At 56.1% G+C, this 22,384-nt stretch carries 15 protein-coding genes and 2 pseudogenes; 5 read left to right on the top strand and 12 right to left on the bottom strand.

All coding sequences use genetic code 11. The annotated features are described in order from the left end of the window. Positions 1-140 precede the first annotated feature (140 nt). The 6 genes and pseudogenes from WN982_RS07625 to WN982_RS07600 form a co-directional block, all read right to left on the bottom strand. The gene (locus WN982_RS07625; RefSeq protein ID WP_341315128.1) at positions 141-1,052 is read right to left on the bottom strand and encodes a bestrophin family protein; all 912 of its coding nucleotides are present in this window, start codon (positions 1,050-1,052) and stop codon (positions 141-143) included. 37 nt (positions 1,053-1,089) lie between these two features. Further along, complete coding sequence (cydB, locus tag WN982_RS07620; RefSeq protein ID WP_341315127.1) at positions 1,090-2,097, bottom strand: cytochrome d ubiquinol oxidase subunit II; 1,008 nt, start codon at positions 2,095-2,097, stop codon at positions 1,090-1,092. Between the two features lie 4 nt (positions 2,098-2,101). After that, positions 2,102-3,490: a cytochrome ubiquinol oxidase subunit I gene (locus WN982_RS07615; RefSeq protein ID WP_341315126.1), complete on the bottom strand. Its 1,389-nt coding sequence runs from the start codon at positions 3,488-3,490 to the stop codon at positions 2,102-2,104. A gap of 262 nt (positions 3,491-3,752) precedes the next feature. Further along, on the bottom strand, positions 3,753-6,038 hold the full coding sequence (locus WN982_RS07610; protein WP_341315125.1) for an FdhF/YdeP family oxidoreductase: 2,286 nt from the start codon (positions 6,036-6,038) through the stop codon (positions 3,753-3,755). Between the two features lie 973 nt (positions 6,039-7,011). After that, on the bottom strand, positions 7,012-7,992 hold the full coding sequence (locus tag WN982_RS07605) for an AraC family transcriptional regulator (protein ID WP_341315124.1): 981 nt from the start codon (positions 7,990-7,992) through the stop codon (positions 7,012-7,014). Positions 7,993-8,108: 116 nt separating this feature from the next. Beyond that, a pseudogene (locus WN982_RS07600) lies at positions 8,109-8,423 on the bottom strand (IS256 family transposase); the annotation flags it as partial. A gap of 965 nt (positions 8,424-9,388) precedes the next feature. On the opposite strand from WN982_RS07600, the gene WN982_RS07595 reads away from it, so the two are divergent. Both WN982_RS07595 and WN982_RS07590 read left to right on the top strand, forming a co-directional pair. Further along, positions 9,389-11,170 carry a winged helix-turn-helix domain-containing protein gene (locus tag WN982_RS07595; protein ID WP_341315123.1) on the top strand — a complete coding sequence of 594 codons (1,782 nt, stop codon included), beginning with the start codon at positions 9,389-9,391 and terminating at the stop codon, positions 11,168-11,170. A 321-nt stretch (positions 11,171-11,491) separates the two neighbouring features. Continuing rightward, positions 11,492-11,914, top strand: coding sequence for a nuclear transport factor 2 family protein (locus WN982_RS07590; RefSeq protein ID WP_341315122.1), 423 nt, complete (start codon positions 11,492-11,494; stop codon positions 11,912-11,914). A gap of 255 nt (positions 11,915-12,169) precedes the next feature. On the opposite strand, the gene WN982_RS07585 is transcribed toward WN982_RS07590, so the two are convergent. The 3 genes from WN982_RS07585 to WN982_RS07575 all read right to left on the bottom strand — a co-directional run bounded on the left by WN982_RS07585 (position 12,170) and on the right by WN982_RS07575 (position 13,894). Then, on the bottom strand, positions 12,170-12,451 hold the full coding sequence (locus WN982_RS07585) for a transposase (protein ID WP_341315121.1): 282 nt from the start codon (positions 12,449-12,451) through the stop codon (positions 12,170-12,172). A 469-nt stretch (positions 12,452-12,920) separates the two neighbouring features. After that, complete coding sequence (locus WN982_RS07580; RefSeq protein ID WP_341315120.1) at positions 12,921-13,268, bottom strand: BON domain-containing protein; 348 nt, start codon at positions 13,266-13,268, stop codon at positions 12,921-12,923. Positions 13,269-13,510: 242 nt separating this feature from the next. Further along, on the bottom strand, positions 13,511-13,894 hold the full coding sequence (locus tag WN982_RS07575; protein WP_341315119.1) for a transposase: 384 nt from the start codon (positions 13,892-13,894) through the stop codon (positions 13,511-13,513). A gap of 612 nt (positions 13,895-14,506) precedes the next feature. Between WN982_RS07575 and WN982_RS07570 the strand changes: the two are divergent. The 3 genes and pseudogenes from WN982_RS07570 to WN982_RS07560 form a co-directional block, all read left to right on the top strand. Continuing rightward, positions 14,507-14,887, top strand: a pseudogene (locus WN982_RS07570) (DDE-type integrase/transposase/recombinase); the annotation flags it as partial. An 873-nt stretch (positions 14,888-15,760) separates the two neighbouring features. Then, complete coding sequence (locus WN982_RS07565; protein ID WP_341315118.1) at positions 15,761-16,237, top strand: nuclear transport factor 2 family protein; 477 nt, start codon at positions 15,761-15,763, stop codon at positions 16,235-16,237. Positions 16,238-17,505: 1,268 nt separating this feature from the next. Beyond that, positions 17,506-17,970 carry a DUF4126 family protein gene (locus WN982_RS07560; RefSeq protein ID WP_341315117.1) on the top strand — a complete coding sequence of 155 codons (465 nt, stop codon included), beginning with the start codon at positions 17,506-17,508 and terminating at the stop codon, positions 17,968-17,970. Between the two features lie 137 nt (positions 17,971-18,107). Here the strand turns inward: WN982_RS07560 and WN982_RS07555 are convergent, their stop codons facing one another. The 3 genes from WN982_RS07555 to WN982_RS07545 form a co-directional block, all read right to left on the bottom strand. After that, the gene (locus WN982_RS07555) at positions 18,108-19,103 is read right to left on the bottom strand and encodes an AraC family transcriptional regulator (RefSeq protein WP_341315116.1); all 996 of its coding nucleotides are present in this window, start codon (positions 19,101-19,103) and stop codon (positions 18,108-18,110) included. Positions 19,104-19,137: 34 nt separating this feature from the next. Continuing rightward, positions 19,138-20,631 carry a methyl-accepting chemotaxis protein gene (locus WN982_RS07550; protein ID WP_341315115.1) on the bottom strand — a complete coding sequence of 498 codons (1,494 nt, stop codon included), beginning with the start codon at positions 20,629-20,631 and terminating at the stop codon, positions 19,138-19,140. A gap of 109 nt (positions 20,632-20,740) precedes the next feature. Further along, positions 20,741-22,384 (bottom strand): FAD-dependent oxidoreductase, encoded by a 1,644-nt coding sequence (locus tag WN982_RS07545; RefSeq protein ID WP_341315114.1) that lies wholly within the window; start codon positions 22,382-22,384, stop codon positions 20,741-20,743.

Here is a 22,384-nt window from a genome sequence, read left to right as displayed (position 1 = left end):
CGTGATTAGAAGGCCAACTCGTGAATGACCCTCGGACGTGACGGTGTGTCAGCCCTAAGCACCGGACGTGCAGTCCGTGCCGAATTTCAAGAGTACAGTTTCTGGTGAGCACGATCATCGGATACGTCCATGGAGAAACCTTACGTCAGTTGATAAGGGCTCACCGGCTTGACCTCGGCGGGCAGTTCATTTCCACACAGTTCGAGAATCGATCGTTCGATGTTGCGGGTCATGGCGTCGAGCGCCAGCGCATTCGGCGCGGTAGTGAACGGCTCGGCGACTTCACTGGCAATCGCCTCCAGCGCAATGAGCGTATAAGAAATGAACACGCAAAGAAGAGGAGTGAAGAACTCTGTCGAATCGACGAGACCGAACGGCAGCAAAACGCAATAGGCGTAAACAGTGCGATGCAGCAACACACTGTAGGCAAAGGGGATAGGCGTGGATGCGATCCGCTCACATCCTCCTACCGTCCTTCCCAACTCGTTGATTTGCACATCGGCCATCCAGAGGGTCGTATCCGACATCAAGCCCCGAACTTGCAGATCGGCGAAGTCACGACGAACGTCATTGAGCAGCGCCGTCGGTTTGTAGCAGGTGTGCTGCAAGGCCTCGGTTCGCGTGCGTCCGAGAAAGTGCAGGAGATCAGGCGTCGGGTCGGTCCCGCGCAACTGGTGCTTCAGCGCGTACACACACGCAATCAGTGTATGGGCCACTTGAACGTTGTGATCGCCGCGTGGGACGTAACACAGCATTTGCGACGTCAGCGCGCGCGCCGAGATCAGGATGTTGCCCCAGAGATGGCGCGCCTCATTGAACCGCTCGTAACTTGCGTTATTGCGGAACGCAAGGAAGATCGCGAGCGCGAGGCCGAATAAGGTGAACGGCGCGGTATTCAGTGGAATCTTCTCGCCGAAAATGCGACCTTGCGTCAGGACAGCAACACTGCTAACAATCGCCATGAAGACCAGCTGCGGAATAATCGACTGCAACACGGAACCGTTCCAGACAAACAGCAATCGGAACCAGTTTTCCCCTGGTCTTACTATCATGATGTGCTCTTTTAGTAGTCTGATTGCGCCGTCACCTTCAGTGGTAGCCGACGTCCCCTTCCCGCACCTTGCCCCGGAATACGCGGTACTGCATGCCGTTGTAGACGAGGATGATCGGAAGCACAATCACGGTGCCGACCAGCGCGAACAACTGACTCGAGTGACTCGACGAGGCCTCCCAGATCGTCAGGGACGGCGGCACGATGTTCGGCCAGATGCTGATGAGCAAGCCACTGTAGCCGAGAAAGCACAGCGCGAGCGTGAGAAGGAACGGGATAGCTTCGTGCTTCAGCCGCAGCGACCGGAACACGCCCCATACACAGGCGATGACAAGAATCGGCACCGGCAGGAACCAGCCGAGATTGCCGCTCCCGAACCAGCGAAACGCTACCGCCGGCAAGCCGATCACGGTCCAGAGACTCACGGCGGCCACCACCCCAAGCAGGATGATCACGAGCGGCCGCATCACCTCGCGCATCTTGCGCTGCAGTTCACCATCGGTCTTCAGGATGAGCCAGCCGCAGCCGAGCGTCGCGTACGTGATGAGCACGCCGATCCCGCAGAACAGGCTGAACGGTGAGAGCCAATCGAACGGACCACCGGCGAAACGGCCATCGACGATCTTGATGCCTTGCAGCAGCGATCCCAGCACAATGCCCTGACACAGCGCCGCAAGCGCGGACCCGCCAATGAAAGCCATATCCCAGGCATGCTGGGTCCGGGTGGCCTTGGCACGCAACTCGAACGCCGCGCCGCGGAAAATCAGGCCCACGACCATCAGGATGAGCGGCAAATAGTTCGCAGGCAGGAGCGTCGAATAGACCACTGGGAACGCCCCGTAGAGCCCCGCGCCGCCGAGCACGAGGAACGTCTCGTTACCGTCCCAGACCGGCGCGATGGTGTTGAGCATCACTTGCCGGTCACCCTTCGCCTCGAAGAACGGAAACAGCAGACCGATGCCCAGATCGAAGCCGTCCAGCATCACGTAGATGAAAACCCCGAGTCCGATAATTGCCGCCCACGCGACAGGAAGATCGATTTGCATGGCGTTACTCTCCTTCCAGTGCGTGGAGTGGACGATTGCGCAAGACAGGATGCTTGCGGGACTCGCGGTGCTCTATGTGCTCTTCCGGTCCGCGTCTCATCATCTTCATCATGTAATAGACGCCCGTACCGAACACCAGGAAATACACCAGCACAAAGATCAGCAATGAAACGCCTGCTTGCTGCGAACTGATCGGCGACAGCGAGTCGGCGGTATGCAGGACGCCGTAGACCGTCCAGGGTTGGCGGCCGACCTCCGTCGTTATCCACCCAGCCAACAGCGCCACAATTCCAGAAGGCCCCATGCACAGCACGAAACGCTGATACCACCGAGTCTCGTAGAGATGACCGCGCACTCTGAGCAGCAGGCCAAGCAGCGCAGTCAACAGCATCAGCATGCCGAGACCTGCCATGATCCGGAAGGTCCAGAATATGATCGGCGAGTACGGGCGGTCCTGCGGCGGAAACTCCTTCAGGCCGCGGATTTCTCCGTTCCAGCTATGCGTCAGGATAAGGCTGCCCAAGTGTGGTATCTGGATCGCATATCGCGTCACCTCCGCGTCCATGTCGGGCAGGCCGACCAGATTGAGGGCGGTGCCACCGTGCTCGGTTTCCCACAGCCCTTCGATTGCAGCGATCTTGGCTGGCTGATATTCACGGGTGTTCAGGCCGTGCGCATCGCCAACGACGATCTGTATCGGCGCCAGGAAAAGCAGGATCCACAGCGCCATTGAGAAGCTACGCTTGACCGGTTTGTCGCGCCGGCCTTTCAACAGATGCCATGCGCCGCAAGCGGCAACGATGAACCCCGCGACGATGAACGCGGCGATGGTCATATGCGCGAGGCGATATGGGAACGACGGATTGAAGATGATTTTCATCCAGTCGACAGGCACGATACGGCCATTCTCGACGGCGAATCCTTGGGGCGTCTGCATGAAGCTATTCGACGCGAGAATCCAGAAAGTCGAAATAAGCGTACCCACCGCAACCATGAGCGTGGCGAAGAAGTGTGCGCGTGGACTGACGCGTTGCCACCCGAACAGCATGACGCCGAGAAAGCCGGCCTCGAGAAAGAACGCCGTCAGCACTTCATAGGTCAGCAAAGGCCCCGTGATGTTGCCAGCCACGCTCGAAAATCCGCTCCAGTTAGTGCCGAACTCATAGGCCATCACCACACCGGAGACGACGCCCATCCCGAAGCCGACCGCGAAGATCTTCGACCAGAAGAGAAACATGTCCTTGTAAGCTGTGTCGCCGGTCAGCAACCAGCGCCATTCCAGGACGGCGAGGAAACTCGCCAAACCAATGCTGATCGCGGGAAAAATGATATGAAACGAGACCGTGAACGCAAACTGCATCCTGGCAAGGTGGAATGCATCGAAGATTTCCATGATTGATCAATCACTCCAGGTGTTAGTGGTGTTTGCGTAAAGACGAGTGCCATGGGCGGCACAATAGCTACGCGGCCCACCGAGCACGACGACGCAAGCCCGGTTAAATCGATCTAATGGCAATTGAAGGTTTGTGCGGCAATCCCGGGCGCGAAATTGTCGTTGCATGTTCCCGGCAAAGACAGCGTTCGACCCCGGCCTCCCACATTTCGATCGACTGAACGCGCCCGCTCAGTCGACCGACCGTCAAGCTTGCCCGAAATCAAGTTCCGGCTGAGCGCAGAACATGCACCGGGATAGACTTGTACGAAGGCGTGCCGCTATCCTTGTCAATGTAGTCGAGTGGTACCAGCACGTTGGCTTCTGGGTAATAGGCCCCGACCGAGCCCTTCGCGATGCTGTACGCGATCGCAGTGATGTTCTTCAAGCGAAGCTGTCTGCCCGACGACGTAACCGTCTCGATGTCGACCAGATCACCGTGTTCAAGTCCCTGCTCGGCAAGATCGTCTTCGTTCATAAACAGCACATCGCGCCGGCCGAACACACCTCGGTAACGATCGTCCAAACCATAGATGGTGGTGTTGTACTGGTCGTGACTGCGCATCGTAATGAGGCGGAGCACGTTTTCAGCACCGTAGACGGCTGCGTCTTCCTTTACCCCCTCGTATATTGAAAACATCGCTTTTCCTGACGGTGTGGGCCACACACGTTCAGTCGGGGGAAGCGGCATACGGAATCCTCCCGGTACCCTGATCCGTTCATTGAAGGCGTCGAATCCCGGCACGGTTTGTTCGATCAAGTCCCGAATCCTGTCGTAGTCGGCAACCAGGTCCGACCATGCCACCTTGCTGTTCGGCAACGTTGCTCTCGCAATACCGGCGATGATCGCCGGCTCGGATAGCAGGTGTTCGGACGCGGGTGTCAGCTTGCCCGAAGAAGCGTGGACCATCGACATGGAATCCTCGACCGTAATGGATTGCCGGCCGGTCGCCTGGATATCCAGTTCCGTGCGGCCCACAACAGGCAGCACGTACGTTTCTTTTGCCACCAGCAGGTGCGAACGATTGAGCTTGGTGCCGAGATGGACGCTCAGATCGAGCTTGCCCATCGCGGGAAAGGACTGCCCTGAATCGGGTAACGCAGCAGCGAAGTTTCCGCCCAAACAAATCAGGGCCTTGGCCGAGCCGTCGATCATTGCCTGCATTGCTCTGACCGCGTCGTGCCCGTGCGCCTCGGGCGGCTTGAACCCGAACACGTCTTCGATTTGCTTGAGGAAGGCGCCGGACGGCTTTTCAGTGATGCCGACCGTCCGGTTCCCCTGCACGTTCGAATGCCCACGCAAAGGACAGATGCCTGCGCCGGGTTTGCCGATATTGCCGCGCAATAACAACAGATCCGCAATCAGACGGACACTGGCGGTCCCTCGAACACACTGGGTTACACCCATTCCATAGGTGACAATCGTCGCGTTCGATTTCGCGTAGGCAATGGCAACGTCCTCCAGCTCTTCGCGGCTGAGCCCTCCTGCCTTTTCGATATCGTCCCAAGACGTCGCTTCCAGATCGGCGGCTAACGCTTCAAAACCCTGGGTATGCGTGGCGATAAACTCATGGTCCAGGACGGTGTTGCCTTGCTCTGCGTCCATCGCCAGGAGCGCTTTCATAACTCCCTTGAGGACGGCCGCATCTCCTCCGGCGCTGAGCTGAAAATAGGTCGACGCGATTCGGGTCGACGCGAAGGTCGCCATTTCGAAAACGCTCTGCGGATCGGCGAAGCGTTCCAGCGCGCGCTCGCGAAGCGGATTGAACACAATGATCGGGACGTTGCGCCGCGAGCATTCGTGGAGCGTCCCCATCATGCGGGGATGATTCGTGCCGGGATTGTGGCCGATCGAGAGGATCAGTTCAGTCTTGTCGAAATCATCCAGCGATACCGTGCCTTTGCCGATCCCGATCGACTGGGGCAAGCCAACGCTGGTCGCCTCGTGGCACATGTTCGAGCAATCGGGGAAATTGTTGGTCCCGTACTCTCGCGCGAACAATTGAAAGAGGTACGCAGCCTCGTTCGACGCCCTGCCTGACGTATAGAACTCGGCCTCGTCGGGAGAGGACAACCCTCGCAGCACTTCACCGATGCGAGCGAATGCGTTCTCCCACTCAACAGCCACGAACTTGTCGGTAGCGCTGTCGTAAACGAGAGGATGCGTTAACCGGCCGAGGTCCTCCAGTTCGAAATCCGAGCGTTGCAGCAGCGATGACACCGTGTTGTTTGCGAAAAACTCCGGCGTCACCCGCTTGGTCGTCGCTTCCCACGTGACCGCTTTGGCGCCGTTTTCGCAGAACTGGAACGTCGACTTGTGCTCCTTGTCCGGCCACGCACAACCTGGACAATCGAAACCGTCGGGCTGATTCGTTCGTAGCAACGCAATAGGCGCCTTTATGCTTTCCATTTGCAGTCGCACAGCTTGCGCTGTAGCACGGAGCGCCCCCCACCCTCCAGCGGGTCCGTCATACGGTCGAATTCCTGGAACTTCCCGTCGCGTAGTCATATGAGACCTCCATGAACCGCCGGCAGAAGGCGGAAACTATATATTGCCTGGGGGGGCGACACCACGTCACGGCGTGAGCCAATATGCGGCTTCAGTCCAGACGCGCCCCACATTTGACGCTTGCCGTGTATTCAAACGGAAGTTAGGTCCGCCAGATATCAGGCGCTTTGATAGTGCCTAAATTTCGGGCATTCTGGCCGTTATCCAGTGTTAAAGGCCGTTAAGAACTGTTGCTGTTGCCGTTGCTTAACTGCGTATGGCTGACGTCGTTTTTTTGCTGCAAGTACAGCGAAGCAAAGAGGACAGCATTTGACGGCGGGCCCCGCTGTGCCGAACATAGCGTCGGCGATAGACTGTGGGACCCTGACATGTTGACGAGACCAGAGGCCTCTGCACAGCACGGAATCCGCGAGGCCGCGTTCGTCAGTTGGGTGAGGCGCAGCCTCGTTACGCGGTATGCCAACAACGATTATGCGTAACTCTACAAAATATCTGATTCGAGCCCGACGGCGAGACATCGGGGTCTACGGGATCAGCTTATCGCGACAAAAACTGCAACGACTTTAAGACAGGTGCAAATCACCACCTTGGAGCGGTAACGCGGCGTGGGTAATACTGCGCTCCGCAGAGAGCGTCGCCCATCAATTTGCTTTGATGACCACATGGTGTTCGTACACCTCGAACATGTAACAGACGAAAAGCTGAAGCTAGTAGCGTTAGCTACAGCGCCGTGTGTCAAGGCCTCGGGTTGCCTCTCGACCGGCATCCTCAAGGCTGCAATCGGGCGCCGGCAAATGCGACTAATGCACAACAATTGCGACTAGGCTACGGGCAAGCTGGCAGACATTGACAGGCTCTCGAATGGCTGCCATTTTGACCGCTAATCATTAGTCGAGAGTCAAATTGCAGAATCGATGCTGTAAAGAGCCTACGGCCGAACAGTCGGGAGGCACTGAATGAACACTGCGGCAACTCAGGTTATCGAACGCGCCGTCCCGTCAGAAGAGGATTCAGACCGTTTTGTTGACGCAAACTCCAGAGGTGACATCCCAAACTCCCGTCTAAAAACACTACAGAAATGGGAACTGCTGACAAACCCACAACTAAATGCGATTTCCTTCACACGAAGATTTCCTTCGGCGAGTAACTTAGACGCACGATCAAGGCGCAACGACATTAAATAACGCATCGGCGTTTGACCTGACGTCCTGAACACGCGAGTAAGGTAGTTCGGTGATACGTTCAATTCCCTTGCCATCCAAGACACGTCCAAATCAGGGTTTCGAGCAAGGCGTCCGATTACTTGTTTCGCGCGCAACACCAAAGTTATTGCGTTGCTACGTCTACGCCCAGATTTCGCTTCCTCTGCGAACACAACGTCCAAGACATCGAGACACTGATCCGTCATGCGTATTCCCAGGTCGTTGCTAATTGCCCCGTGTTGCCGCGCAAGCAACAGTATGAAGTCGCAAACGGCCCGGACGTCCGGCGAGCTCGCATCGCCCACATGTACATCACGAAAAGTATGGGGCATTCCGCGATCACGCAAAGCCACTTTCGGAATTCGCAGTACCGTGAACGATGACTGTTCACCAAAAATCTCACTGTAGCCGTGTAACGGGTCGACCGCGAGCACAGCGCGCTGGCCGAAGGTTCGCGAGCTTCCGTTCTGCTCGATCAATATGGAGCCGCGCGTAACCACCTTCAGAAACAGATGATCACCATTCCAGCAGGCGTCCTCCTTTAGAACTGGCGACACAAGCTGATGCGCCATATTGACGTCAAGAATTAAAAGCTCTCCTAGCTGCCAATCCCGGACCTGGCAATCCGCTGAACGAGAGTCGTGCAGATTGCTCCTCATTCCGTAGCGATGTAAAAGAGTGGACGTCCACCTATTTTTGTGAACGGGGTCGATTCTTTGGTCGCCGCTTAAGCTCGTAATATATTGGGACACAGTGGCTCCTGATTTCACATTTCTCAATCCCGTTCCAGCTTTGCGCTCAACACTTCGCTACAGGGTCGTGGGACCCCAGAGGCTGAACGTCCGCTCGCCGAATTGCTCGACAGCCGCCTTGGCGTCATCCGCACACGCGGCGGCACAATCGAAGAATTGACCTTCACCCCCAATCCAGATCGATCGCGATCCTTCGGGACCTGTAATGCGATGGAGCCAGCTGTTATCGCCACGCCGCAGTCCGACATATAGCCATTGCGTACTGGCACGCAGGCCATGATGCTCTCACACCGTTCTAACAATGCCGGCAGCTCCGCCTCGATTGCCTGCTGGATCACATACCGGGCTCCGTGCCGGACCGGTTCATCCAGCCCTGGACCGACTCGCGATAGATCGACGACTTCTTCTCCGTAAACATGTACAGGCTGAATAATCTGTTGTTTGGCGGTTTCCGACTTAGACAGTTGATGAAAGCATGTGTGCGCCTAATGCGAAATGACCATTCATGTACCAAATTTAACCAAAGTTGAAAGCGGTGCGACGTAAGCTGGGTAGTGCATGTCTCCTAGCCGAGATGTTCGTCACGCTCTGTAGCGATTCATGCGTGCTACGACCGGCCGTTGTCGAGCACAGTCTCACAACCGAAATCCTACTTGAAAGATCGGCTCGCCAGTTCAGCGGCCATCTGTTTCTCCAGAGCCGCTCGTCAAAATACCAAGCGGTGCCGTGTAGCAGCTCGACCGAGAATCCACTCCACTAGCCGAACGTTCGTACTTCCAATCTGTTCGATCAATACGGAACCGCGCGCGACTACCTCAGAAACAGATGACCGCCATTCCGGCAGATCTCCTCGAGAATCAGCGACGTAGTCTGCTCCTCTACTTATCTCGGTGTTTCACGAGTCAAATTCAGCCTCCCTGCTGTTGTCGAACCTTGGATGCAAGAAATACGATATAAATTTGCCCGTTACAGAACACAGCGTGCGGTATCGAGGACGATATCCTTAAAACGTCAGTGTTACCATCGACCACGCAGCACAGCCACGCTGCACGAGTTGGTAGACGGTACCACGGGACATAAGTGACAAGGCACACCGTCGATGCGCGGAAGTCGAAATCCGTCTCGTACATCGCAGGGGATCCTTACATATGAACCAAGCGCTAGCCTCAACTGTTTTTGACCTTCCCTTGTCGCTTGTGAGCAAGCTGCAGAACGAAGACGCACCCTCGCAGCTCTCCGGCCCGATGCTGAGCTCCGTTCCTTGGCGGTGTTCTCAACCGGGTTTCCACCAACGTCGATGAGTGATCAATTCAGTACGTAGGGAACTCAATCGCAAAAGTAATTCGAAGAGAAAACGCTCGCATTCAACTTCCTCTTTTCAGGGCTCTATGGCGCGATGGATGTGATCTCATTCGGACCATACCGGCTCCTTGCGGCTGAGCGCCTTCTACTTAGAGGCGAAGAGGCGGTCGACATCGGTTCTCGAGCGCTTGATGTCCTTATCGCCCTTGCAGAGGCCGACGGTGAGGTCGTAGACCAACGTGAATTGATGGCCCGTGCTTGGCCCAATGTCGTGGTGGGGAAAGGCAGCCTCAGGGTGGCGATCGCGGAACTGCGAAATGCCCTCGGAGACGGCACGAATGGGATCAGATATATCGCGAACGTGACGGGACGAGGATATTTTTTTGTCGAACGCGTTGTTCGCTCTGCTGCGCAGCCCTCGGAGTCGCTTTTGCATCCATTTGACGCGGCCCAAGTTTCAAAACATAAGCTTCCAGCGCGATTGGCCCGAATGCTCGGTCGCGAAGACACAGTCACAGTTCTGACGACGCTGCTTACTTCTCAACGCTTTGTCAGCGTGGTTGGGGCCGGCGGCATCGGTAAGACAGTTGTCGCGGTCGCCATCGCCCACGCCTTGCTCAGCGATTTCGGGGAAGCTGTTTATTTCATAGATCTCGGTGCGGTGATCGACCCGCCCCTTGTCCCAAACGCAGTAGCTACCGTGCTCGGTATTTTTACACACGGAACAGATCCTCTTTCCAGTCTTACGGCATTTCTGGCGGGCCGTCGGATTCTGCTGGTCCTTGACAACTGCGAGCACGTCATCGACGCCGCCGCTATGTTGGCGGAACGACTCTATTACGATGCGCCGCAGGTGCATATCCTCACGACAAGCCGTGAAGCACTGCGAGTAGAGGGCGAGCACGTCCACCTTTTAATGCCGTTGGAGTATCCGGTGATCGGGAACGCTTTGAATGCGGCCAAGGCCCTCTCCTTTCCTGCGGTTCAACTGTTCATGGAGCGCGCGTTCGCCAGCGGTTATACGCCAGACCTGACCGATGCCGATGCGCCTACTGTCGCAGCGATCTGCAACCGACTAGATGGCATCTCGCTGGCGATCGAACTGGCCGGTAGCCGTGTAGGCGCGTACGGGCTCCAGGGAACCGCCTATCTGCTGAACAATCGATTCAAGCTCCTCTGGCAGGGACGCCGCAGTGCGCTCCCGCGTCACCAAACCCTATATGCGATGCTGGACTGGAGCTTCAATCTTTTGTCCGATCGGGACCGACGCGTGCTCGTACGCCTTTCTGTCTTCGTTGGTGTGTTCACGCTCGAAGCCGCTCAGGCCGTAGCTATTGACGACCAGACTGACATGACGAAGGTCGCCGAGGCGATTTCCAGCTTAATTGACAAATCCCTCATCTGGGTAGCCCCCATCAACGGGATCGCATACCATCGGTTGCTCGACTCCACAGTGGCCTTTGCGGCCGAAAAGCTCGAACTATCTACCGATGCCACGGATGTCGCCAGACGACACGCCCTCTACTATGCGAAGTGGCGTCCGAGAAATCCCGTCGGATGCATTGCAGCCCCGAACGAGCACGCGGCGACCATCGGACATCACATGGGCAATATTCGTGCAGCGTTGGAGTGGTGCTTTACTGTCGCTGGCGAAACTGTGATCGGTGTGCAACTCGCCGCGGCATCGGCGCCGCTGTTCCTTGAGCTGTCGTTGCTCGTCGAATGCCATCGTTGGTGCGAGCAGGCCCTAGCTTCCTGGCCAGAAGGCTACGCGGACAGGACAGCCCAACTGGCACTTCAGGAAGCCATGGCTGCTTCGGCTATGTTTATCGGCGGGACCGACGAGGACTTCGGAAGGCAATTGAAGACAGGCTGAGATTGGTCGACTCGTTCTGCAGCTTGCGTCGTCAGTTGAATGTATTTGCCAGCCTAACCATTTTCCGATCCGCGTCGGCAATTTATAGGGCGCTATCGCAGCCGCCCAAAGTAGCATTGCGATTGCTGGCAACTACCAAACGCCGACCTTGATACTGCAGGTCAAATCCTGCTTGACCTAGCGGTGCTACGCCTCCATCGATACTGACAGCGGGCCGGTCAGCCGTGGCGGCTATCACGTCTTGACAGCGTTTAACGTTGCATAACGTGCCACATTTGCTCAACAGCGGCAATAATCGTGGAGGTAATGCAAGGATACGACATGGCTGACGTACCTGATTCGGGCAAGCAAGGATTTCCTGTTACGCGGCCGACTCCTACCGGAAAGGAGCGCAGAGGACTATTGCCATTCGTTGACGCTTACATACAAGCCACAAACCTTGGCGACCTCGACGCGTTGCTGGAAACATTCGTCGATGACGCCCTCGTCAATGATCAGTTTGTCGACTATTGGGGTAAAGACGCCATCGCCAATTGGGCGGCTCGCGACATTATCGGCGAGCGGCTGACGCTCGAGGTCGTCAAGGTGGTCGAGCACTACGGACATTCAATCCTAACTGCCCATATTGACGGAATATTTGACAAGCGTGGTCTCCCGAACCCTCTCGTCCTTACTTTCTATTTCTCGTTCTGCGGAAATAAGATTGTTCAACTCATCATTCTCCGAAACCAATCTGGCATCTAAACCAGACCCCGTGACATACGATCGCGACCCAAGGCGACGAGATACAGCAATTCGCGTCGAAACATGTAACACATGCGACTCACTGTGAGGAAGATCGGCCAGTAAATCACAACGAACACGCTTGAGAAGGTCGTCAACGACGATACAGGCATGACGCCCACCTCGCAAGTACATGCAGTCACGGACCCGGCACATTACCACCAGCGGTATTGAGAACATGCCGATCTTGCAATGTCAACAGGTCACGGCCTCTGTTCAGCTTTCTGCAATCCATAACGCCTCAAATATTTTGGAAATTAGACCAGCGCGTCGCCATTGAAGCCATTTGATGTAGCACGTCCGTGACGGCGGGTAGTTAGACGGTAACCTGTGCCACTTCTCCTTGTGGATGGTGACCCAAAGGATGGCATTCAATACGTCTCGCGGATCTCGAGCTGGGCGGCCAAACCGCCGCCTGGAATCTACGATCAGTAGATGGCTAACTCGCTGCCAATCCTCATCGGAAAGAGGAACGTCTATCACTTTGACACTCACCATTTTTAATGGATGGTCGGACAGTCACAAACAATTCGGCTGCTACATCAAGACAGTGTCAATGACACGCCCAGGGCCGCAGCGGGTACAGAATCTCGCGCAGGCAAAGTAATCGGGATCTTGGGCGTCGGACTTGTTCCACGGCAGGTCCAGCGTGAGGCCATCGCGTGACCGTTCGCGCCGCACGGTGGACCCGTCGGGTTCGGGATGTTACCTTTCAATCCGTTGCGTTCAGTGGACGCAGCCCCGCTACGAGTTCGTCGTCAGACAGTCTCGTAAGCTGTGGGTAGCTGAGCCCGGCGCGCTGCATGCGCCGAACGTATCGCCCGATGGCTGTAGGCGAGGCGCCGAGGTAGGGAATGCATGCGGCTCCCGACAAAGCGTCGAGCAGGCCACAGCTGACCCGTGTCCCTACCTCATGCGGAATCTGTCCAGCTTGGTGTGAAATACGCACCCAGCACAAGCAATCAAACTAGTTGCCAGCCTCGTGAACCTCGACGTTATTTGTGACGCTGGTCACGCCGGGGACGCTTGTTGCCGTCTTTCCGGCAAGCTCGATCTGATCTTTATTGGGTGCTTGACCCTCGAGCGTGACTTTGCCGCTTCGCGCGAGAATGGTGATGCTTGAGGAGTCGAGGTTCTTGGTCTTGGTCAACGCATGCCGTACTTTTGATTCGAGCTGGTGGTTTTGCCTGCGGATGGTCTTCCTACTTGCCGCACCAGCGGACGCAGTAGAATCGCTTTGGGCCTGAACCGTCGCTGCTCCAGCGAGAGCAGCCATAGCGAACAGGATAGTAACCAATTTCTTCAGTTCGGGCATCGCAGCGCTCCTTAAAAGACCTGCAGGTGAATTCAGGATTGAACTCGATTTTCATCACCGTATGATGCTACGCGAACACTCCGCCAACATGGTGGCGATCTCACACTGGCTGACACCACTTAACAAGTTTGTTGCGACGAGTTTTGAAATCAGTAATTCTCGATGAGGTTTGTGAGGTTCTGTCAGGTTGAAAGAAAGGTAGCGTTGACGTCCTCCCCGCCCTCAGCCTTCGGCTGCCGCGCTTAGCGCGGAAAGGACGGGGATTCCTTCTGCAAGACGGCGACGTCCCGCCGCGAGAATGGAATGTTCAGTGCTGCGTTGATGTCGCGATGATGATAGGCGCCACATTCGGGGCAGGCCCATTCTCTTATTCCGAGACCTTCCCGGCCCTTCGGGCCAGTGCGCCTGCTACAGCAACTGCAGGTCTGGGTTGAATATCGTTCATCGACCTCATCGAACCACACGCCGGCGCGATCGCCTTTGTACTGCAGCATGGTCCGGGAAAAGCTCCATCCCGCGTCGAGCACGGATTTCGCCATCCGTGTCTTCGCGAGCGCCGAAGCGTTCACGTTGCCGATGAAGATGGCGCCGTACTCCTTCACGAGCGCCGTCGAAAGCTTGTGCAACGGGTCTTTCCGGGAATTCTTGATCGTCGCATTTCTCCCTCCGAAGATCACGATATTCCTGCTGCGCCGTCTACACCCGCCTTTCATCCCCGGCGTGAAGGTCGAGGCTTTCAGGCCACGCTAGGGTAAATTGACTTGATGAAGACGACAGAATCGCTCTATCACAGCCACCGTGTCTCGAATGTGACGACGATGTCGCGTTCGGCAACAACTCGTTTCCTGCAACCGTCATCTGCCGCGTGTTCCGCTGGCATTTCCTGTCCAACCCGCGCTTGTGCAACATCGATTCGTTGCTATTGCAACGAGTTCGGCACTAGATTTTCGCCTGGCACGGTGCATCCTGCTCGCCGCGCGGCATCTGAGCGAGGCGTTCGTGATGCTATGCAGCGAGCCGCATCTATTGTGGCGAGAAGTCGGCGAGCGTGATATCAAAGTCGACGCGTTTGTGCAAAAGCGACGCGACAAGACCGCGGCAATACGCCTTCCGTGTTCTGACGCATTAACCCGGCTTGCTACGCTGGATGCGCGAGTCAGGACGTTTGATCCATGAAGCAAGATCTGAATCCTGTTTTGGAGAGAGCTCTCAAGTTCCTGCGGTATGCGCTGGCTTTCATCCAGCTATGTGCCCGCCGGTACGTGGCGTATCCATTGCTCTTGCGTCATCCTGAGCAGGCCACGGCCTAGCGCGGGATCGATGTCAATCATATAACGGTGGGCCGCTGGGCCATCAAGATGTTGCCGGCGCCGGACGAAACATTTCGGTGTCGCAAACGAGCCGTTGGCAGCTGGCGAATGAACGAAACTCACGCTAAAGTCGGGGGACCATGGAAATATCTGTATTGATCTGTCGACAAGGCGGCCAACTCTGTCGATTTCATGCAGCGAGCCGATCACACTAGCACAGCGGCCAAGCGCTATTTTGAGAAGTCGATGGATCAGAACGGGGTACCTGAGACCATTACCATTGACGAAAGCAGCGCCAATCATGCGGCGCCGGAGTCGACCAACACCGGCCTCAAGACACTGGGAAGGTTCAACGCACCTATTTTAAGCAGAGTCCGTCGAATCGGCGAGCTGGGCCACAACGGGCCGGCACAACTCCTGGACGATATAACGTTTCAAGAAGCCGCGGATTTCCTTGTTGGAGGACTATATCGCTCCGGGTAGCCGATCAGGTTAGCGGCGCAGCTGCCACGGCAACAAAATGGCGGTCCCGCCTGGTTACGGTTGATGAGCATCGAGGCCTCAGCACCAAGTCACGATTTTTTGCAATCCCGTACCTACGGTATGCGATCGACACCAGCAATAAGCCCTCCACCCACGATTCTTAACGATCTTTAACAATACGTAACGATACTCATACCCGTAATTTTGCCATCCTATCGATTGGAGGCGGAACCTTGGATTGTTATTGCACTGGCAAAGTTGATACGCCTTCAGCGAAATGGCTCCGGTGCCGTTAGGCTTGGGGAATCCATTGAAGTAGTCAGCCTGACGTATTAGAAGTTGGTGATGATCAAGCAGGTCGCTGCGAAGTTGGTATTCGATGGAGAGATTTTTTCCGGAGATCATCGATGGGTGTGTGCGCTGCTACCTTCGTTACAAGCTCGCCTTGCAATCTGATCGAGATGCCGGCCAAGCCGCGTTTTTTGCCACCCCCACCCGCCGCGGCGCTGCGCCGGATGAGCCGTTTTACACACCGGAGTTCGTGAAGCGTTCGAATTGGCTTTGCTTCAACCAAACCGGACATTGCATGTTGAGAAGACGTTCACTCGTTGGCGGCCTTCTTGAAGATCACGTCACGGTCGCAGCGAGGTAAATTTTTCCTGTCCCTGACCCAACGGTAATCTAGATAGAGGAATCAAAATGTCTGCGAGCTCATCCCTTCCTCCGTTCCCTCCGTTCAATCTTGAAACGGCAACCCTAAAAGTACGCGCGGGTGAGAACGGATGGAACTCACGTACCCCCGAAAAAGTGGCACTTGCCTATACGGTTGACAGTCGCTGGCGCAACCGTGCCGAATTCATCGCCGGCCGTGAGCAGATCGTTGCGTTCTTGCACCGAAAATGGGAACGCGAACTCGAGTACCGCCTAATCAAGGAGTTGTGGGCCTTCACGGGTGATCGCATTGCGGTCAGATTCGCCTACGAATGGCACGACGATTCGGGCCATTGGTTTCGGTCGTTCGGCAATGAGAACTGGCAGTTCGACGAAAATGGGCTCATGGCCGTTCGACACGCCAGTATTAACGATGTCCCGATCCAAGAAAGCGACCGCAAATTCTTCTGGCCACAAGGTCCTCGTCCTGAGGATCACCCCGGACTAAGCAGCTTCGGCTTCTGAGCATGGATCTTGATCGGCCCGGAGCAGTACAACGTCACCAGACAGCTGACATGGCGTTGCCTGGTACAAACGACGTGAAGGTGAATAGCAGATCGTCTTAGTTAGCTATGGCGATGAGAAAGCCTTCGTTTTTTTATCCTAGTCGATCGATGCACGCCCATTTGACAATGACCTGGCTCGGGGCCATCAGAGCAACGTGACTCATTTTGTGATCGAATGCGCACCTGAGCAGTTCAGCATATCTTTTTCCTCCGACCGACCCGTGCGCGCGTTGACGCAGCCCGCTCCATGGGCGTCGACGTGCTTAGTGAACATAGATCGGTTAGAAATGGAACAGAGGACCAGCAACGCGTTAACCATCTCAGCCCATCTAATCAACCATTTTCTTTGCGTATCCTTGACCGATAGTCCGAACGGCAACGATTCACCTATTTCAAGCAAGATGCAGTCGATGACCTCACCACTATGAAGGTACTTTTTGTTTCACATTCTTGTGGTAATTCTAACTAGACGCTAACCGCCGAAGTTAGTAATTTTCCGGGGGAGCGACTTCGTTCTCGCCGCCAGTAACCGGCCGGGATCGAGATCGCCCTGATGGGCTGTTGGCGACGACAGCATGTGTCGTCGACGGTCGCTCGTTTGTCGGCCATGGTCAACCCAAGAGAACGAAGTAACCGAAGTGCGCATTCGGGGAGCCGTCACTCGCAAGCGAGCAGCTAATCATCTGGTCTTGTCCCAGTAAGGCGCTCGCTGCGCACGAAATTGATTTGACACGAACTGCTCCAGAAAGCCCCGCTTGCGGGCAACGTGACACACGCGTCTAGTTGTCGAAGCCAGGTGTCTATGCCGTTTCGGCAGAATGAACATAGGATGGGCGGATCGAACCGGATCTCGAATGCTACATGCCGTAGCGCATCCGTGCTACGACCTTTGAAGTGAAATCAAACCATCTTTCCGTGAGCTCACGTCTCGCCAAATGTGGCTAGCCTCTCCCTTAAGCTGCCGGGCAACCGGCCCAGCAGATGGGAGGCAGAATTTGGACAGCGATGGCTGGGTGGCTCCATTCCCACCTTTCGATCTTGAATTTGTGCTTTCGGACGAATTGTCATGCTTTCTAGACTCAGCGGTATTTCGATAGGAAGAGCCTCTCTAGAATACAGCCGCTCATCAATGATTTTTCTACCTATGGGATTGACTAGATCCAGTGGCCGGACATCGCTGATGAGAAGTTCATAAGCCACCATCCACTCGTTTTAAAGGAACCTTATATGTCTATCTACCTCATCGCCCTTATCATAGGAATTGTCGCCGGACTACGCACTTTCATTGCGCCCGCCGCGATCAGCTGGCTAGCTTACACGAACCCCAGCCATTATCTGGGTACGTGGGCCTCGTTCATGTCCAGCGTATGGGCCGTCGGGATTTTCAGCATTCTTGTCATTGTGGAGTTCGTGACAGATCAGCTACCGAAGACGCCCAGCCGGAAGGTGCCGATGCAGTTCATTCCGAGATTGGTGAGTGGTGGATTTTGCGGAGCGGTACTCGGCGCCTCAAGCGGCAATCTGATTGGATGTGCCGTGACCGGTGTTGTCGGTGCCGCAATTGGTACGTTTAGCGGATTCGAATATCGTTCGCGTCTCGCAAAGCTATTCGGCGGAAGGGACCGTCCAGCCGCAGTTATCGAAGATCTGACAGCATTGGTCATCGCATATGTAGCAGTGTTTATTATTTAAGCCTAGACATAAGAAGCGGCGGTCTTACGTCGCCTCGGTAGAACGTCATGGCCGAGTCCGGCGCCCCCACAACATCGAGACACTACTTTTACTTGCGCTAACCAGTAGCGCCTCCAAGCCCGAACGTTATCAAGTAGCTATAGACGGTTTGCCCCACTTGGCGGACAGTCGAATTGTGCCTTGAATGCGCGACTGAAGGCCCCGACCGAGTTATATCCGGTTCGATGCGCCACCTCGGTAACCTTCAGCTGGCCTGCCTTTAGCAGGTCGGCCGCAAGAGTTAGCCGCCATCGAGCCAGATACCGTAACGGAGGCTCTCCGACTGCCGTCACAAACTTCTCGGCGAAAAGTGATCGCGACATAGCGGCGACATTGGCGAGCGCTGCAAGCGTCCAATCTCTTTGCGGATCGTCGTGCATAGCGCGGAGTACACGGCCAATTCGCTCCTCATTCAATCCAGCAAAACGGGCGAGATTTGTCGTGTGCGCGCCGGCCCAGGTGCGTAAGGCGCGAATCACAAGCAGATCAATAAGTCTCGATACCATCAATGACGAACCGGGACCTGCATCGTGCGCTTCCTCTAGCAGGAAATGGGTGATGCCCCTGAGCCACTCGGGGGCACTACCATCAACAGCCGGAATATGAATGACACCAGGCAGCACAGATAGGGCAGCTGTCAGCGGGTTTCCGTCGAAAAAAAACGATCCACCGATGAAGCTCACAGCACTTGCAGGATCGTTTCCACAGTGCTGAAAAAGCTTACGCGAGTCGAAATGCGCCGGACCCAGAGGTTCGACGCCTGCGTCATGGGAAGACGCGCTATCGATGATCGTATGCCCATCGCCTCGCGACAATAGTACCAAGTCTCCCTTCTGCATTCCCACCGGTTCCGACGATGCAGGAATGATCACCATCTTACCCTGACCGACGAAGTAAAAGTGAGCAGGCCCCGTAGGTAGTACGATTCCGGACGCCACCGTCAGTTCGCCGCGATACACGGTTTCCCCACGCAAACGGATCAACGTAAGGATCTGGGATAGCACATCCTGGCGTGATGATGTCCAGCGAAATGGGTGATCGCCCTCTCGAATGGGGACATGACGTTCGTAATCTTTATCCATCGCGTTGGCCATGCAGAACCCTCGCGCGATCAACGGAAGCTTCACGTCAAATGTCAAACAAGGAAACGGCTTGCGCGACTCCAACGGCTCGCTCGCGCATCTCTTCCGAGATGGATGTAACGGCGTCGACAAGCACCGAATTCTGTTGCGTCGTCAGGTCTATCGCCGCCATGGACTTCTCGATTTGCACCATCCCATGTCGTTGCTCGGAACACGCTTCCTTTATCTCTCGAATCAGGTTACTGACTACTGCTACGGCAGACTCCGTTTCTCGCATTCTCGCACCTGCTTTCTCCGCCACGCCGCGTCCCTCACGTGCCAGATTGAGGCTATTCGTGGCAAGGATACGAATTTCGTTAGCAGCCGCTGCGCTTCGTTGGGCGAGAGCCCGTACCTCGGACGCGACGACCGCGAAGCTGCGGCCGTCGGGCCCAGCGCGAGCCGCTTCGACCGCTGCATTCAGTGCGAGAATGTTTGTTTGAAACGCGATTCCGTCTATCTCGCCAATTATGTTCTCGCTCTTCGAACTTGACGCATCAACCTGGCGCATGATCTCGATGACGCGTTCGACTATCTCTCCTCCCGCGCGGGCCACAAGCGTCGATTCGCGCGCAAGTCGATCGGCTTCAGCGGCTGATTCCATGTTGTTAGAAATGGTCGCGTTAAGCTCCTCCACACTGGCAGCGGTATTTTGAATACTGCTGACCTGTTGATCGGTTCTTACCGACAAGTCCTGATTTCCACTAGAAAGCATTCCCGTCCCCGACGACAGATGTATCACACCATCACGCACATCGGCGACCGTGGTCCGCAAGTTCAGGATCGCCTGATTGAGCAAAAGCTGCACATCCCCTATTTCATCATCATGCGGTACGCCAGGTGCTATGTCCAATTGACCGGCGGCCAAACTAACAGCCACCCGGGTGATTTCCCGCAAAGGCCGATAAAACATGTTTACCAACAGTGAACCGGCAATGACGAAAATCAGAAGCAGGAAAACGCACACGATTTCGGGAGAGATACCCTTTGACGTTACGGTGCAAGCCACAAACGATGCTAGAAATAATCCGAGAACAATGCTTGCAATCTTCCAACGCAAGCTCACGCGCGCGATTCCAGGTAGATAACTGAACCATCTTTTCCTGGTGACTCTTCCGGCACGGATCGACCAGTCCGTGTTGGTGTCACCCATCATCTGGTACGCATGGGCCACTTCCGCTATTTCTGCGGGCTCAACGGGTTCAATAAGTGCAACCGCTCGCTTGCCGGACCGGCTGGGCATAATATTGGACCGGGCCCAGAAAATCTCCTCAGTCACAGTTCGATAAGGCAGAAATCCGATCCACGGGCGATTGCCTCTCACTGTCTTCTGAATGTCTAGCAAAACAGCCTTCGGTATGTCCGCGAGTAGCGACGATGCCGCCACGTCGAGCAAAGCGTCGCGGGACCAGCCGAGCGATTCCACGAACGCTTCGTTGACGTATTTCACCTGGCCATCAAGCGCCACCATTACGAGGGGGCGGCGTGCATTTGACGTCATAAGTCCAGCCTGTTTGTGCAAAGAGCACTTACCCAAAGCACACTAAGAAACGCGGCCGAAACGGCAGGAAGAGTCTCCCGCTGCACAGGCCCGCGCCGTCGCCATGGTTTCACTCGGATTGCATCGCTAACACATCGCCGCCGGCGGAAGGCGCCGCCATGGTCCGTGACATCATTATGTCGACCGCACGATCAGCAACGGCCATGACCGTCGCGTTCGTATTGGAACTGATGATCGACGGCATCATCGATGCGTCGAACACGCGCAAGCCGTTGACGCCCTTCACCTTGAGATCCGGAGTCAAGACCGACATAAAATCGTTGGGGTGTCCCATCCTGCACGTGCCAACCGGATGGTAGTTGGATTCCGTGGTTCGTCTGATGTAATCGGAGAGTTCATCGTCCGACTGCAGCTTGGTTCCCGGTCCAACCTCTTCTGTCACGATGGACGCAAACGGCTCGCGGGCCGCGATGCCTCTCAGATACCGTATCGCTTCGACGAGTCGCTTCGTATCTTCATCATCGGCGAGCCAGTTCGGACTGACGAGCGCGTCATCTGCAGGGTCTGCCGATATCAGCCGCACGGTTCCGCGAGACCGAGGCTGTACAAGGTTTGCCATCAGCGTCATCCCGTAGGTCGGCTTCGGAGCTAGGGGATCCGGCCACATGACGCCAATGCAATAAAGTTGCAGATCCGGTTCCCCACTCGGCACCCGAAGATTGACGAATGCCATGGTTTCCGCACCGTTCGATGCAATCGGGCCGTTGTGGAACGCAAGATATTGGAGTCCGTTCAACAGCGCACGACGCCCCCTGTCCTCGCCGAAGTATCCGTGTTGTCCGCGGGTGGTCATCGACACGACTGCGACGTTATGATCCTGCAGGTTTTCGCCGACACCGGGCGAATCGATGCGCACGTCCACCCCATGCTCGCGCAGATGCGCAGCGGGACCGATGCCGGACAGCATGAGCAGCTTGGGTGTCGCGAACGCGCCTGCACAAACAATTATTTCAGCCGACGCTCGTGCACGCACCAGCGCACCGCCCGCCATATATTCGACGCCGATAGCGCGATCCCCGTTGAACAGAATGCGTTGCACGTTGGCGTGGGTAATCAGCGACAGGCGCGGATCGGACATAACCGGAGCGAGAAACGCATCCGCTGCGCTACATCGTTGTCCCCCGTGCGTGGTGGTCTGCATGTAACCTACCCCGCGCAGCGTTCCGGCATTGAAGTCTGTGGCAAACGGCAAGCCCTGACGCTGCATCGCCCGCACGAACCGGTCCGCCACGTCGGCCCTGTACAACGGATCCGATACCTTTAACGGGCCGTCCGCACCGTGAGCTTCATTGTCGAGTCGCTGGTTGCCTTCCTGTTTGCGGAAATACGGAATCAGGCCGTCCCACGACCAGCCGGGATCGCCGGTTGCGGCGACCCAGCGATCGTAATCAGCGCGAGATCCTCTCGTATAGGCCATCGCATTCACTGAACTTCCGCCGCCAACCACGTTCCCCTGCGGAATGGAAACCGCGCGGTCGCCCAGCGATGACTGATGTGCCGTTGTGTAACGCTTGATATAAGGGCTACCGTTAAAGAGCATCTTGAACGTGCCGGCCGGCATGCGGATAAGCGCGCTGTTCGCCGGTGGTCCTGCCTCAAGCAGAAGCACCCGAGCCCCCCACTCGCGAACCAGGCGGCTCGCCGTCACGCAGCCAGCACTGCCAGCACCAATCACAATATAGTCGTAGTCCAT

It is taken from the genome of Paraburkholderia sp. IMGN_8 (assembly GCF_038050405.1).
Lineage (GTDB): Bacteria > Pseudomonadota > Gammaproteobacteria > Burkholderiales > Burkholderiaceae > Paraburkholderia.
The sequence above is the reverse complement of the archived record's forward strand: the minus strand, read 5'-3'. Positions and strand labels throughout refer to the sequence as shown.

What these genes read in the sequence shown, in the direction of transcription:
- WN982_RS07625 (WP_341315128.1), bottom strand. Translation starts at nt 1,052, where the DNA reads ATGATAGTAAGACCAGGGGAAAACTGGTTCCGATTGCTGTTTGTCTGG.
- cydB (WP_341315127.1), bottom strand. Translation starts at nt 2,097, where the DNA reads ATGCAAATCGATCTTCCTGTCGCGTGGGCGGCAATTATCGGACTCGGG.
- WN982_RS07615 (WP_341315126.1), bottom strand. Translation starts at nt 3,490, where the DNA reads ATGGAAATCTTCGATGCATTCCACCTTGCCAGGATGCAGTTTGCGTTC.
- WN982_RS07610 (WP_341315125.1), bottom strand. Translation starts at nt 6,038, where the DNA reads ATGACTACGCGACGGGAAGTTCCAGGAATTCGACCGTATGACGGACCC.
- WN982_RS07595 (WP_341315123.1), top strand. Translation starts at nt 9,389, where the DNA reads ATGGATGTGATCTCATTCGGACCATACCGGCTCCTTGCGGCTGAGCGC.
- WN982_RS07590 (WP_341315122.1), top strand. Translation starts at nt 11,492, where the DNA reads ATGGCTGACGTACCTGATTCGGGCAAGCAAGGATTTCCTGTTACGCGG.
- WN982_RS07585 (WP_341315121.1), bottom strand. Translation starts at nt 12,451, where the DNA reads ATGGTGAGTGTCAAAGTGATAGACGTTCCTCTTTCCGATGAGGATTGG.
- WN982_RS07580 (WP_341315120.1), bottom strand. Translation starts at nt 13,268, where the DNA reads ATGCCCGAACTGAAGAAATTGGTTACTATCCTGTTCGCTATGGCTGCT.
- WN982_RS07565 (WP_341315118.1), top strand. Translation starts at nt 15,761, where the DNA reads ATGTCTGCGAGCTCATCCCTTCCTCCGTTCCCTCCGTTCAATCTTGAA.
- WN982_RS07560 (WP_341315117.1), top strand. Translation starts at nt 17,506, where the DNA reads ATGTCTATCTACCTCATCGCCCTTATCATAGGAATTGTCGCCGGACTA.
- WN982_RS07555 (WP_341315116.1), bottom strand. Translation starts at nt 19,103, where the DNA reads ATGGCCAACGCGATGGATAAAGATTACGAACGTCATGTCCCCATTCGA.
- WN982_RS07550 (WP_341315115.1), bottom strand. Translation starts at nt 20,631, where the DNA reads ATGACGTCAAATGCACGCCGCCCCCTCGTAATGGTGGCGCTTGATGGC.
- WN982_RS07545 (WP_341315114.1), bottom strand. Translation starts at nt 22,384, where the DNA reads ATGGACTACGACTATATTGTGATTGGTGCTGGCAGTGCTGGCTGCGTG.